Origin of the sequence: Sphaerotilus montanus (assembly GCF_013410775.1) — a bacterium.
In the GTDB taxonomy this organism is placed as follows: domain Bacteria; phylum Pseudomonadota; class Gammaproteobacteria; order Burkholderiales; family Burkholderiaceae_C; genus Sphaerotilus; species Sphaerotilus montanus.
On sequence record NZ_JACCFH010000001.1, the window covers coordinates 2465655 to 2478651 of the forward strand.

A 12997-nucleotide genomic window follows, 5' to 3' on the forward strand; every position below is an offset into this window, starting at 1 on the left:
GCCTCAGTCGGCCAGCACGACACCCGCTTCCGGCAGCCGCACCTGGTTGTCCGTGCTGAACTGGTAGTCCTGGAACACGTGCTCGGCCGTGAGCAGCTGGAAGCGGCCGTCGGCGTGGCGGTGCGTCGTGTCCTTCAGGCGCCAGGTCAGCTGGCCGCAGGTCCAGATGTCGAAGTTGCGCATCTGCGTGCACAGGCAGGTCTTGTCCATCACCGAGATGCGCTTGGCGCCCGGGTGCGCCGCCACTTCGCGGTTGTAGGACGTGATGTAGGCGCACTTGCCGTTGGCATCGAGCAGGTAGCCGTAGGCCTCGCAGTTCGGGCGGATGCCGTCGCCGATGCCCGGGCTCGACTTGATCATGCGCATCGGGTAGCCGGTCGGCGAGATCTGGTTGACCTCGATGTCGTCCTCGTCGGCCTTGAAGTATTCCTGCTTGACGTCGTCGGGCAGGCCGCATTCCTTGGTCACGGTGAAGCGGGTCGCCACCTGCACGCCGGCCGCGCCCATCTCCATGAAGCGCACCGCGTCGCTGCCGGTGAAGATGCCGCCGGCGGGCAGCACGGGGATGTCGAGCTGCTCGGCCTTCATCCAGGTCAGGATCTCGGCCACGATGGTGGCCAGGTCGTATTCGGCCCAGTCCATGCCGAAGCCGAGGTGGCCGCCGGCCAGCGGGCCCTCGACCACGATGTAGTCGGGCAGGCGGTTCAGGCGGGCGTTCTTCTTCAGGAAGAGCTGCAGCGCGCGCAGGCTGGACACGATGATGCCGAGCTTGACGTCGCGGAAGCGCGGGTGGTCCTCGATCAGCGCGAAGGAGCCCAGGTGCAGGCCGGCGGCGAGCGTGATGCCGTCGATGCCGGCGTCCATCGCGGAGGCCATGCGCACCTTCAGCGTCTCCTTCGGCGCGTTCATCGTCAGCTTTTCCATGCAGTTGATGAACACCATGCCGCTGCCCTGCTTGCGGGTCATGGTGCGCTCGACGTGCAGGCGCGTGGCTTCGGCGAGGTGGCCGAGGTCGAACTTGACGGCCGACTTGTCGGCGGACTCGACGTTGAGCTTGTAGAGCGCCTGCTTGGCCTTGACGTACTTGGTCTTGTAGCGGCGGTCGGTGACCGTCTTGATCATTGCATCGGAGATGTGGCCGACACCACCCAGACGCGCCGCCTCCAGCGCCAGATCGGAAGAGGAAATGTCCACCCCCATGCCGCCGACCATGATGGGCACCAGTTCGTGGCGGCCCATCTGCATGCGGAAGTCGTCCAGTCTTTTCATCGCGTATGTCCTCGGGGCGGACCCCTGTAGTTCTCAAGCCTCTTCATCAGGCGCAGCCTGCCAGTGCAGTGTGACTGTGCCACGCCGTGTGCACGGTGCGTATTGTCATGGACTTGCCGCGTCAGTCTGGTGTGGTCGGTGTCTGGGGTCCGTACAAGTCCACGGCAACGGCAGGGTCTAATTTTATTGCCTGGTCAATCATTGACTGAGCAATAAAATTTCTCCCCATGAACACGATTGATTCCGCAGCGGTGCCGCGCCCGCCGATCTACACCGCCGAGACCTACCGCCCCGAGCGCAGCCTGGGCCTGCTGATGCGCCAGGTGCTGACCTCGATCCTGCAGGAGGCCGACCGCCGGCTGGACGTGCTGGACCTGACCCACGCGCAGTGGCTGCCGCTGTTCCAGCTGCTGTGCCGGCCCGAGGACACGACCGCGGTGACGCTGGCGCGCGACCTGCAGGTCGATCCGGCGGGCGTGACCCGCGTGCTGGACCGGCTCGAAGCGAAGCAGCTCGTGCGGCGCGAGCGCTCCTGCACCGACCGGCGCGTGGTGAATCTGGCCCTGACCGACACGGGCCGCGCGGTGGCCGAGCAGGTGCCGCCGGTGCTGACGGAGGTGCTGAACCAGCACCTGCAGGGCTTCTCGGTCGAGGAATTCGAGCAGCTCATGGGGCTGCTGCGCCGGCTGCTGGCCAACGGGGAAGCGATGCGGGCGCCCGTGGTGGCCCCCCGCGACGAGGGCGCGGCATGAACCGCCAGAACACGAGGACCCCGGTCGTCGGCGCGCTGGCGCTGGCGGCGGCGCTGGTGATGACCGGGTGCGCGAGCCCGGGCCGGCCGATTCCCGTGCAGGCCGCGCTGGCCCCGACGCAGCTCGGTCTCGCGGCCGACACCGGCGCACTCGCCGCTGGCGACGGCTGGTGGAAGGCGCTCGGCGACCCGGCGCTCGACACGCTGGTCGAGCGCGCCACGGCCGACCACCCGAGCGTGCAGGCGGCCATGGCGCGGCTGGCGCGTGCGCAGGCCGCCAGCCATGGCGCCCAGGCCGGTGACGAGCCGCAGATCGGCCTGTCCGCCGACGCGACCCGCCAGCGCTACACCGCCAACGGCCTCGTGCCGCCGCCGATCGCCGGCAGCGTGCGCGACACCGGCACGTTGCAGATCGGCGGCACGTGGTCGCTGGACTTCTTCGGCCGCCACCGTGCCGCGCTCGCCGCCGCCGTTGGCCAGGAGCAGGCGCTGCAGGCCGAGCTGTCGGCCGCCCGGCAGGCCCTGGCCGGCGCCGTGACGCGCCAGTACCTCGCGCTGGCCCGCCTGCTGGCACAGCGCGACGTGGCCGACCGCACCACCGCGCTGCGCCAGCAGACGCTGGAGCTGGTGCAGCGCCGCGTGAAGGGCGGGCTGGACACCCAGGTCGAGCTGCGCCAGGCCGAATCCACGGTGCCCGATGCGCGCACCCAGCGCCTCGTGCTCGACGAGCAGATCACCCTGGTGCGCCACGCGCTGGCTGCGCTGACCTCGCAGGCGCCGACCGCGCTCGATGCGCTGGCGCCGCGGCTGGACGCGCTGCAGGTGCCCGCGCCCGAAACCGGCCGCATCGGCACCGACTTGCTCGGCCGCCGCGCCGACATCGTCGCGGCGCGCTGGCGCGTCGAGGCCGCCATGCAGGGCGTGCGCGAGGCGCGGGCGCAGTTCTATCCCGATGTGCAGCTCAACGCCTTTGTCGGGCTGAGCGCACTCGGGCTGGACCGGCTGGTCCAGTTCGACAGCCGGCAGGCCGGTGTCGGCCCGGCGCTGCGCCTGCCGCTGTTCGACGGCGGACGGCTGCGGGCGCAGCTGCAGTCGCGCTCGGCCGATCTGGATGCGTCGATCGCGGCCTACAACGGCGCGCTGCTCGACGCAGTGCGCGAAGCCGCCGACGCGCTGACCAGCACCGCCGCCGTGCAGGCCCAGCGCACCGAGCAGGCCCGCGCGCTGCAGGCCGCCGAACAGGCCCACGACACCGCGCAGCGCCGTTTCGGCGCCGGGCTGGGCAACTACCTCGTCGTGCTGACCGCCGAGCAGCAGCTGCTGGCCCAGCGCCGCGCTGCGGTCGATCTGCGCGCCCGCGCCTTCGACACCCGGGTGCAGCTGATGCAGGCCCTCGGGGGCGGCTACACCGCGGCCAACCTCCCGCCGGACGCGCCGAACCTGCCCGACGCCGCACGCACGACGGCCCAGAACAACCAATGAAAACGAGTTCCCGATGAGCAACCCTGCGACTGACGTTTCCCCGAAGCCGACCGCGTCCGCAAACCCCCGCCGCCGCGCGCTGACCACCATCGCCGCCGTGGCCGTGCTGGCCGGCGGTGGTTACGGCGCGTGGTGGGCGCTCTATGCCCGCCACAGCGAGAGCACCGACAACGCCTACGTCCAGGCCCGCGTGGTGCAGGTCACCGCGCTGGCCGGCGGCACCGTCAAGGCGGTCGAGGCCGACGACACCGACCACGTCCGTGCCGGCCAGGTGCTGCTGCGGCTGGACGCGACCGACGCGAAGCTCGCGCTGGAGCAGGCCGAGGCCCAGCTCGCGCAGACCGTGCGCGAAGTGCGCCAGATCTACACTGGCAACGACACGCTCGGCACGCAGGTCGCCCAGCGCGAGGCCGATCTCAAGCGCGCCCAGGCCGATCTGGCCCGCGCGCAGGACGACGTGAACCGCCGTGCCCCGCTGGTCGAGAGCGGTGCGGTCGGCCGCGAGGAGTTCAACCACGTCACCGCGCAGCTCGCCTCGGCGCGCAGCGTGGTCGCCGCCGCGAAATCCGCGCTCGACACCGCGCACGAGCAGCAGCGCAGCAACGGCATCCTCACCGATGGCGGCAGCGTCGAGTCGCAGCCGCAGGTGCAGCGCGCCGCGGGCAAGGTGCGCGAGGCGTGGATCGCGCTCAAGCGCACCGAGCTGCTCGCGCCGGTCGATGGCCACATCGCCCGCCGCAGCGTGCAGCTCGGCCAGCGCGTGCAGCCGGGCACGCCGGTGATGTCGGTGGTCGATCTGCAGGGTGCCTGGGTCGATGCCAACTTCAAGGAAGGCCAGCTGCGTGCGCTGCGCCTGGGCCAGCCGGCGGAGCTGGTGGCCGATGTGTATGGCGACAAGGTGGTCTACCACGGCCGCATCGCCGGGCTGGGCGCGGGCACGGGTGCGGCGTTCTCGCTGCTGCCGGCGCAGAACGCCACCGGCAACTGGATCAAGGTGGTGCAGCGCGTGCCGGTGCGCATCGTGCTGGACCGGGCCGAGGTCGCGGCGCACCCGCTGCGGGTCGGGCTGTCGATGACCGTCACGGTGGACGTGGCCAGGCAGGACGGCGCCGTGCTGCCCGCCGTGGCGGCCACCGCGCACCCGGACCGCACCGAGGTCTATGACGGCCTGGAGCGCGAGGCCGAGGCCGACGTGCAGCGCATCATTGCCGCCAACCTCGGCCGTGTCGGCGTGGCGGCCTCGACCGCCCGCAAGCCGGCATGAGCGCGCCCGCCGCGACCGCCGGCGCGGCACCCCACGCGCCACCCCCGCCGCTCGAAGGCGGCCAGCTCGCGCTCGGCACGCTGGCGCTGTCGCTGGCGACCTTCATGAACGTGCTGGACTCGTCGATCGCCAACGTCTCGCTGCCGGCGATCGCGGGCGACCTGGGCGTGAGCCCGTCGCAGGGCACCTGGGTCATCACCAGCTTCGGCGTGGCCAACGCGATCTCGGTGCCGCTGACCGGCTGGCTGACGCAGCGCTTCGGCGCGGTGAAGCTGTTCACCTGGAGCGTGCTGCTGTTCGTGGTGGCGTCGTGGCTGTGCGGGTTCGCGCCGTCGCTGGAGGCGCTGATCGTGTTCCGCGTGATGCAGGGGCTGGTGGCCGGGCCGATGATCCCGCTGTCGCAGACGCTGCTGCTGTCGAGCTACCCGCGCACCAAGGCGGGCACGGCGCTGGCGCTGTGGGGCATGACGACGCTGGTGGCGCCGGTGGTCGGGCCGCTGCTGGGCGGCTGGATCACCGACCATGTGCATTGGGCGTGGATCTTCTACATCAACGTGCCGGTCGGGCTGCTCGCGGCTGGCATCACCTGGCGCATCTACCGCCACCGCGAGACGCCGACCCGGCAGCTGCCGATCGACACGGTGGGGCTGGCGCTGCTGGTCCTCTGGGTGGGCGCGCTGCAGCTGATGCTCGACAAGGGCCACGAGCTGGACTGGTTCCATTCGCCGACCGTGATCGCGCTGGCGGTGGTGGCGGTGTTCGGCTTCGCGGTCTTCGTCGCCTGGGAGCTGACGGACGCGCATCCGGTGGTCGATCTGCGGCTGTTCGCGCGGCCGAACTTCCTCTACGGCGCGCTGACGCTGTCGGTGGCCTACGGGCTGTTCTTCGGCAACATCGTGCTGCTGCCGATGTGGCTGCAGCAGTGGGTCGGCTACACCGCCACCTGGGCGGGCATGGCGATGGCGCCGGTGGGCGTGCTGGCCATCCTGCTGACACCGCTGGTGGGCAAGAAGGTGTCGGTGTGGGACCCGCGCTGGATGGCGACCGGCGCGTTCATCTGCTTCTCGCTGGTGCTGTGGCTGCGCAGCCGCTTCACGCTGCAGACCGACTTCGTCTCGATCCTGATCCCGACGGTGATCCAGGGCGCGGCGCTGTCGTTCTTCTTCATCCCGCTGACGACGCTGACCTTGTCGGGACTGGACCCGTCACGGGTGCCGGCCGCGGCGGGGCTGTCGAACTTCGTGCGCATCACGGCCGGCGCGATGGGGACCTCGGTGGCCACGACGGTCTGGCAGGACCGCGCGGTGATGCACCACGCCCACCTGGCCGAGCGGCTGAACGCGGGCGATCCGGTGACCGACGAAGCGCTGCGGTCGATCCAGTCCGGCGGTTTCAGCCTGGAGCAGGCGCTGGCGCAGATCGAGCGGCTCATCAGCCAGCAGGCCTACACCCGCGCGGCGGACGACGTGTTCCTGGTGTCGGCGGGGATCTTCCTGCTGCTGATTCCGCTGGTGTGGCGCACCTCCAGGCCGCCGCGGCTGGGCCGGGCCGCGCCGGTCGACGCGGGCGGGGCGCACTGAAGCGGCCCGCGCCGGGGCAGGCTGGTCAGACCGGCGCTTCGGCGGCCAGCAGCCGGTCGAATTCCTCGGCCAGCACCGGGCGGGCGTAGAGGTAGCCCTGCCCGTAGTCGCAGCTGGCGGCCAGCAGCAGGTCGTGCTGCGCCTGTGTCTCGATGCCTTCGGCGACGACCTTCAGGCCGAGCTTGTGCGCCATCATCACGATGCCCTCGCACAGCGCCAGCTCCGGCGAGTCCGGCTGCAGGTCGCGCACGAAGGAGCGGTCGATCTTGATGTAGTCGATGTCGAAGCGGTTCAGGTAGGCCAGCGAGGAGTAGCCGGTGCCGAAGTCGTCGAGCGCGACCTGGATGCCGGCATCGCGCAGCTTGAGCATCTGGTCGAGCACCTGCGAGCCGGCCTCCATCAGCAGGCCTTCGGTGATCTCCAGCACGACGCTGTGGCCGTCCAGTCCGAGTTCGCTCAGGTGCTGGCGCCAGGCGATCAGGTCGATCCGGCTGTTCTGGAACTGCAACGGCGAGACGTTGACGCTGACCTGGAACTGCGGCCGGTGCACGCGCCAGCGCGCCGTCTGGTGCATCGCTTCGTGGAAGACCCAGCTGCCGAGGGCGTGGATCATGCCGGTCGACTCGGCCACCGGGATGAACTCCACCGGGCTGACCACGCCGCGTGTCGGGTGGGTCCAGCGCACCAGCGCCTCGGCCTTGCAGATCCGGCCGCTGGCCAGCTCGACGATGGGCTGGTAGCAGAGGTGGAACTGCTGCTTCTCCAGCGCGGGGCGCAGGTCGGAGATCAGCCGCATGCGCTCCTGCGCGACCTGCTGCATCGAGGGCGTGAAGTACTGGCTGCGGTTGCGGCCCTGCTGCTTGGCGACGTACATCGCCTGGTCGGCATTCTTGAGCAGCCCGTTGACATCGTGGACGCCATCGGTCGGGTAGAGGGTGATGCCCAGGCTGCCCGAGACATAGGCCTGGTCCGAGCCCAGCGCGAAGGGCTCGCTCACCGCCTGCAGCACGGCCTGCGCCACCCGCGCAACCGACGATGGATCCGCCAGTCCGCCGAGCACCAGCGTGAACTCGTCGCCGCCGAGCCGCGCGACGATGTCGGTGCCGCGCACGCACTGCTGCAGGCGGTGTGCCGCTTCCTGCAGCAGCACGTCGCCCCAGGCGTGGCCGAGCGTGTCGTTGACCTCCTTGAAGTTGTCGAGGTCGAGCATCAGCAGCGCCATCGACTGTCCGGTGCCGTCGCTGCGGGACATCTCCTGCTGCAGCCGGGTGAGGAACATGTTGCGGTTGGGCAGGCCGGTCAGCGTGTCGTAGTTGGCCTGCTGCCAGATGAGGTCCTGCGCGCGCTTCTGCTGGGTGATGTCGCCGATGCTGCCGACCATGCGCAGCGGCTGGCCGTCCGGAGCCCGCTCGACGACGCGGCCACGGTCCTGCACCCAGAGCAGGCGGCCGTCCTTGCGGCGCATGTGGTGCTCCTGCAGGTAGGTGGAGCGGCCGGCGAGGCAGTCGTCGAGCGCGCGCTGGACGTCGGCCCGTTCCTCGTCCGGCACACAGCACCAGAAGTCGTCCAGCGTGCCGCTGAATTCGGCCGGGTCGTAGCCGAACAGCGTGTGCCAGCGCTGGCTCAGCGTGAGCCGGCCGCTGGGCAGGTGCCAGTCCCAGACGGCGTCTCCGGTGGCCTCCAGCGCGTGCAGCAGGCGCCGCTCGCTGTCCTCGGCGCGCATCTGCGCGCGGTGCAGGTCGGTGATGTCATGCGCGATCACGAGAATGCGGGGCAGACCGTCCGGGCCGGAGAAGGGTTTCTTGATCGAGCGGAAGTGGCTGATCTCGCCGGTGCGGGCATCCCGCGACTCCTCCAGCACGGTCTCGGTCTGGCCGCTGGCCATGATGGCCAGCACGTTCTGGCGCATGGCCTCTGCCATCTCGGGCGGCACGCCGAAGTCGCGGTCGAGGTGGCCCACGATCGCCTCGGGGGTGGTGCCATAGAACGCGGCCACTGGCTGGTTGGCCAGCAGGAAACGGCCTTCGTGGTCCTTCAGCAGGATCAGGTCCGGGCTTTCATCGAGCACGGTGCGCAGCAGCGCGGTCTGGGCCTCCAGGTCCGCCTCGGTGCGGTGCAGGCGATCGGCGAGCCAGCGCAACGAGCCATCGGCCGTGGAGGCTGCATGCAGGCACGTGCGGAGGGTCTGCATCGATTGGTCGTCCAGTGCTTCGGTCATGCGTGTCTCGCACGGTCGGGGGAGGGGCGTGGGAACAAGGGGTGTGGCCAGTCGTTATCGGCAGGCGCCAGGCAGACCGGATGCCGGCGCAGCGAGGTGCGGGAATCGGTCACGAATTTCCGGCTGCGCACGGCGGCGGGCTTCAGGATTCAGAATTGACGGCCATGACCATCGAGCTTTCTGACTGCGGCCTGCCGCCGCCTTTGCATCCGTGTCCGTGTCCGCGTCTGCCTTTGCCTGGGCGGGCGTGATGGACTTTGTCAATCTGCCACTGCTGGCCGTCTCGGCGCTGGTGTTCCTGAGCGTGCTGGCGGGACTGTTCTCGGCGCGCATCGGGTTCTCGTTCCTGCTGGTGTTCCTGGCCGCGGGCATCCTGGCTGGCGAGAACGGTCCGGGCGGCGTGCGCTTCGACGACGTGCGCCTGAGCTTCTGGGTCGGCAACGTGGCGCTGGCGGTCATCCTGCTCGATGGCGGCCTGCGCACCTCGTTCGCCACCTTCCGCACCGGCTTGCGGCCGGCGCTGCTGCTGGCCACGGCCGGTGTGGTGCTGTGCGCCGGGCTGACCGCCGTGGCCGGGCGGCTCATCGTCGGGCTGGACTTGCCGGCGGCGCTGCTGCTTGGCGCCATCGTCGGCTCGACCGACGCGGCGGCGGTGTTCTCGCTGCTGCAGCGCTCCGGGGTGACGCTCAACGAGCGCGTGGCCGCGACGCTGGAGATCGAGTCCGGCATGAATGATCCGATGGCCGTCTACCTGACGCTGGCCTTCCTCGCACTGCTGACCGGCGCTGGTGCAGCGCCGGGCGCGGCCAGTGACTCGGCGGCGTGGGCGATGGCCCTGTCCTTCGTCCGCCAGTTCGGCTGGGGGCTGGCGCTGGGCGTGCCCGGAGGGCTCGCGATGGCGTGGCTGCTGCGGCGGCTGGCACGGCTGGGTCTGGCCGGCGGGGCGCGGGCGCTGCTGCTGGTGTCCGGCGGGCTGGTGGTCTTTGCGGCCACGGGGCTGCTGGAGGGCTCGGGCTTTCTGGCGGTCTACCTGTTCGGCCTGATCGTGGCGAACCGGGCGGCGGCCGAAGCCGAGCCGGCGCTGGCCGCCATGGACGGCTACGCGTGGCTGTCCCAGGCGGGGCTGTTCCTGCTGCTGGGCCTGCTGGTGACGCCGAGCCGGCTGGTGGCCGACGCCGTGCCCGCGCTGGGCGTGGCGGCGGCGCTGATCGTGGTGGCGCGGCCGGTGGCGGTGTGGCTGTGCCTGAAGCCGCTGCGCTTCACCGGCGCGGAGATCGGCTTCATCGCCTGGGTGGGGCTGCGCGGCGCGGTGCCGATCGTGCTGGCGCTGTTCCCGCTGCTGGCCGGGGTGCCGCAGGCGGCGCAGCTGTTCCATGTCGCCTTTGTCGTGGTGCTGGTGTCGCTGCTGCTGCAGGGCTCGACCATCGGCCTGCTGGCGCGCCGGCTGGGCGTGGCGCTGCCGGAGGCGCACGACGAGGCGCACCAGCGCGCGGTGTACGGCGACTTCATGCTGGACGCGGGGCAGTCGGTCGGCGCGGTCTGCCAGTTCTACGGCCTGCCGGAGCCGGATCCCGCCGCGGGTCCGCCACAGGCCGCACTGGGGGCCTGGCTCGCTGCTGCGCTGGGCCGCCCGCCGGTGCTGGGCGATGGCGTGTGGCTCGGCCGGGCGCGGCTGAGCGTGCGGGAGTTGCGCGACGGGCAGATCCGCCGCGTCGGTCTGGTGCTGCCCACGGACCGCACCGACGCGGACGGCGGGACCTGACTCAGGTGCCCGTCGCCCGGCTGGCGGCCAGCACGACGCAGGTGGTCGTCGCGTGGGCATACAGCTTGCCGTCTGCGCCGACCAGCCGGCCTTCGGCAAAACCGACCTGGCGTCCGGCGTTGATGACACGCCCCTCGGCGCGCACCAGCCCGACCTGCGGCGTCAGCGCGCGGATGTAGCTAACCTTCAGCTCGGCCGTCGTGTAGCCGCGTCCGGCCGGCAGCGTGGTGTGGACCGCGCAGGCCACGCACGAATCGAGCAGCGTGGCGATCCAGCCACCGTGGATGGTGCCCATCGGGTTGGCGAAGCGGGCGTGCGGGCGGCCCTGCCAGACGAAGCGACCGTGTTCGAACTCGACCGGCCAGAAGTCCATCGTCTCGCCGATCGGCAGCGAGGGCAGCGCGCCACGGCCGACCGCCTCGAACCACTCCAGACCGCTCAGGTGGGCGATCTGGTCCGGGCGGGCGAGGCCGGTCGGGGCGAGGCGGGCACGCACGCGGGCCTCGTCGGCCTCCCAGCGGGCGAGGGTGGCGGCGGTGTCGTGGTGATCCTGGGGACGGTGGGTGGTCATGTGCGGGATCCTGGAAGTTCGGATCCGCAGCAGACCATGCGCTGTCATGACCCGGCTGTCACGCTGGAGTCAGCGCCTGCCGCAGCGGGCTGCAGGCGCCGGCGAGTTTCAAGTCGTGGCACTGACCGGCTGGATCATCGCCACCGGTTCGGGCGCGAGCAGCGTGCCCTGGCGCAGCCCGCGCACGGTGCCCATGCCGAGACCGAACACCACCAGCGAGGTCAGTGCCAGCAGCATCGGCCCGAGCACGGCCAGCAGCCCGCCCGGTGTGGCGAGCTGCACGGTCAGCCCGGCCAGCGCCGCCATCGGGAACGACAGCCCCCAGTGCGCGACCGTGAACGCCTGCGCGACGATGCGCCGGGCCAGCGTGGCGGCCCAGAGGAAGCTGAACAGGGCCATGCCCCAGAGCATCCAGCCCAGCACGGGCGGTGCACCGAGCTGCAGCGCCGACAGCCCGATCACCGCCGGTGGCGCGATCAGGATGAAGACCGACGGCATCAGCCGCTCCGGCCACAGCCCCTGCACGGCGATGCGCACCACCAGCAGCGCCAGCACCAGCGGCCAGAACAGCACGCCGATGCCGAACTGCGCGGCCGACCATTCGGCATGGCCGAGCGTGACCCCCGCCAGCGGCACCAGCACGTTGCCGACCACCGGGATGATCAGCGCAGGGGTGACCACCTGCCACTGCAGCCCGCCGGCCTTGTTGCCGTTCCACCAGCGGCTGACGACCCACAGCGTCACGCCGAGCTGGCCCAGGCTGCCGGCCCACCAGAGCACGTTGGCGACCGCCCCCGCGCCGGTCAGGCCGACCGCGACCGTGGCCAGCAGAATCAGCGAGACCGGTATCGTGGCCAGGAAGGTGTGGCGCACCGGGTGGGCGCGGTCGTCCTTCCAGGCGTCGGGGTGGCGCTGCAGCCGCACGGCGCTCGCGGTGGCCAGTGCCAGGAAGACGAGTGCTGCGAGTCCGCCGAAGACGACCGCGATGGTGCCGGTGACCTCGCCCATCAGCGGTGCGGCACGCAGCCACGCCAGCGACAGGCCGCACAGCCCCATCACGATCGAGAACCAGGCGGGCGAGAGGAACTTGAGCGGGGGCTGCGTGGAGGCCATGGAGCGGGTCGGTGGAGAGTCAGTCGAACGAGATCGGGGCGGGGCGGGCGACCTGACCGCCCTGGGCGACCCAGGCGTCGATGCCACCCGCCACCGACTGTACCGAGACATAGCCCATCTCGTGCAGCGTGCAGGCCGCCAGCGCGGCGCGGCCGCCGGTCTTGCAGTACAGGACGATCTTCAGGTCGCGCGGCTCGTAGGCGGGCATGCCCGAGAGCTTGAATTCCAGCAGGCCGCGCGGGATGTTGACGGCGCCCGGCAGGTGACCAGTGGCGTATTCGTCGGGCTCGCGCACGTCGAGCACCAGATCGGCATCCAGCAGGGAGGTGCTGGCGGCGGCGGGGGAAATTTCCGCGGTGCGGGCGCGGGCAGCGGCGACGAGATCGTGGGCGGTTTTCATGGAAGTGCTCCAGGGTTTGATGCCCCTTAGGGTAGACGACTGCGGCCAGCGGCGCCAGTCCGGCCAGCCTTTCCGGCAGGCCTGTGCCATGACCTGCCACAGGGTGTTTGATACGGGTGGGTGTATAAAGCGGAGCATGCATGATCTTGTTCGTTCTGTGGCCCCGCATGGGCCATCCCGGCGCCAGTTCGGCTGGCTGGGTGCGGCGCTGGCGCTGACGTGGCTGGTGGGGTGTTCGAATGCCGACGAAGCCGATGGCAAGTCGGTGAGCCTGGAGGTGGCGCGGGCCGAGCTGGCTGCAGGGCGCGTGCGCCTGTTCGATCTCCGCGAGCCGCAGGAGCACGCCACAGGCGTTGCACCGGGTGCGACGCTGCTGCCGATGAGCCAGCTGGGCGCGCGCCTGGCGGAGATTCCCCGGGACCCGGCCCAGCCTGTGCTGCTGATCTGCCAGACCCAGAACCGGTCGGGCAAGGTGGCGGCGGCGCTGCGGGAGCGGGGCTACACCCATGTGCACTACGTGCACGGAGGCATGGGCGGCTGGGCGGGCAAGGGCTGGCCCATGGTCGCTCCACCCCGCTGATCCGCCC

The 12997-nt window shown here is 71.0% G+C and carries 11 protein-coding genes; 6 read left to right on the forward strand and 5 right to left on the reverse strand.

The annotated features are described in order from the left end of the window. Nucleotides 1-3 precede the first annotated feature (3 nt). Complete coding sequence (locus BDD16_RS11135) at nucleotides 4-1269, reverse strand: nitronate monooxygenase (RefSeq protein ID WP_179634017.1); 1266 nt, start codon at nucleotides 1267-1269, stop codon at nucleotides 4-6. Between the two features lie 227 nt (nucleotides 1270-1496). Between BDD16_RS11135 and BDD16_RS11140 the strand changes: the two genes are divergently transcribed. Genes BDD16_RS11140 through BDD16_RS11155 form a run of 4 tightly spaced genes read left to right on the forward strand, consistent with a single transcriptional unit; the run spans nucleotide 1497 to nucleotide 6346 of the window. After that, a complete protein-coding gene (locus BDD16_RS11140; RefSeq protein ID WP_179634018.1) occupies nucleotides 1497-2021 on the forward strand; it encodes a MarR family winged helix-turn-helix transcriptional regulator in 525 nt (174 codons plus the stop codon). After that, nucleotides 2018-3502 carry an efflux transporter outer membrane subunit gene (locus tag BDD16_RS11145; protein ID WP_179634019.1) on the forward strand — a complete coding sequence of 495 codons (1485 nt, stop codon included), beginning with the start codon at nucleotides 2018-2020 and terminating at the stop codon, nucleotides 3500-3502. Before BDD16_RS11140 ends, BDD16_RS11145 begins: the two co-directional genes overlap by 4 nt. 13 nt (nucleotides 3503-3515) lie before the next feature. Continuing rightward, nucleotides 3516-4766 carry an HlyD/EmrA/EmrK family protein gene (locus BDD16_RS11150; RefSeq protein ID WP_179634020.1) on the forward strand — a complete coding sequence of 417 codons (1251 nt, stop codon included), beginning with the start codon at nucleotides 3516-3518 and terminating at the stop codon, nucleotides 4764-4766. Beyond that, on the forward strand, nucleotides 4763-6346 hold the full coding sequence (locus tag BDD16_RS11155; RefSeq protein ID WP_179634021.1) for a DHA2 family efflux MFS transporter permease subunit: 1584 nt from the start codon (nucleotides 4763-4765) through the stop codon (nucleotides 6344-6346). The genes BDD16_RS11150 and BDD16_RS11155 overlap by 4 nt, the downstream gene beginning before the upstream one ends. A gap of 25 nt (nucleotides 6347-6371) precedes the next feature. Here BDD16_RS11155 and BDD16_RS11160 read toward each other — a convergent pair whose 3' ends face one another. Further along, the gene (locus tag BDD16_RS11160; RefSeq protein ID WP_179634022.1) at nucleotides 6372-8564 is read right to left on the reverse strand and encodes a putative bifunctional diguanylate cyclase/phosphodiesterase; all 2193 of its coding nucleotides are present in this window, start codon (nucleotides 8562-8564) and stop codon (nucleotides 6372-6374) included. 217 nt (nucleotides 8565-8781) lie between these two features. Between BDD16_RS11160 and BDD16_RS11165 the strand changes: the two genes are divergently transcribed. Beyond that, nucleotides 8782-10326 carry a potassium/proton antiporter gene (locus BDD16_RS11165; RefSeq protein ID WP_310732881.1) on the forward strand — a complete coding sequence of 515 codons (1545 nt, stop codon included), beginning with the start codon at nucleotides 8782-8784 and terminating at the stop codon, nucleotides 10324-10326. Between the two features lies 1 nt (nucleotide 10327). Here BDD16_RS11165 and BDD16_RS11170 read toward each other — a convergent pair whose 3' ends face one another. The 3 genes from BDD16_RS11170 to BDD16_RS11180 all read right to left on the reverse strand — a co-directional run bounded on the left by BDD16_RS11170 (nucleotide 10328) and on the right by BDD16_RS11180 (nucleotide 12410). Next, nucleotides 10328-10897 carry a PaaI family thioesterase gene (locus tag BDD16_RS11170; RefSeq protein ID WP_179634023.1) on the reverse strand — a complete coding sequence of 190 codons (570 nt, stop codon included), beginning with the start codon at nucleotides 10895-10897 and terminating at the stop codon, nucleotides 10328-10330. Nucleotides 10898-11005: 108 nt separating this feature from the next. Continuing rightward, nucleotides 11006-12010: an SLAC1 anion channel family protein gene (locus tag BDD16_RS11175; protein ID WP_179634024.1), complete on the reverse strand. Its 1005-nt coding sequence runs from the start codon at nucleotides 12008-12010 to the stop codon at nucleotides 11006-11008. 19 nt (nucleotides 12011-12029) lie between these two features. Next, nucleotides 12030-12410 (reverse strand): rhodanese-like domain-containing protein, encoded by a 381-nt coding sequence (locus BDD16_RS11180; RefSeq protein ID WP_179634025.1) that lies wholly within the window; start codon nucleotides 12408-12410, stop codon nucleotides 12030-12032. A 136-nt stretch (nucleotides 12411-12546) separates the two neighbouring features. Between BDD16_RS11180 and BDD16_RS11185 the strand changes: the two genes are divergently transcribed. Further along, nucleotides 12547-12990: a rhodanese-like domain-containing protein gene (locus tag BDD16_RS11185; RefSeq protein ID WP_179634026.1), complete on the forward strand. Its 444-nt coding sequence runs from the start codon at nucleotides 12547-12549 to the stop codon at nucleotides 12988-12990. Nucleotides 12991-12997 lie beyond the last annotated feature (7 nt).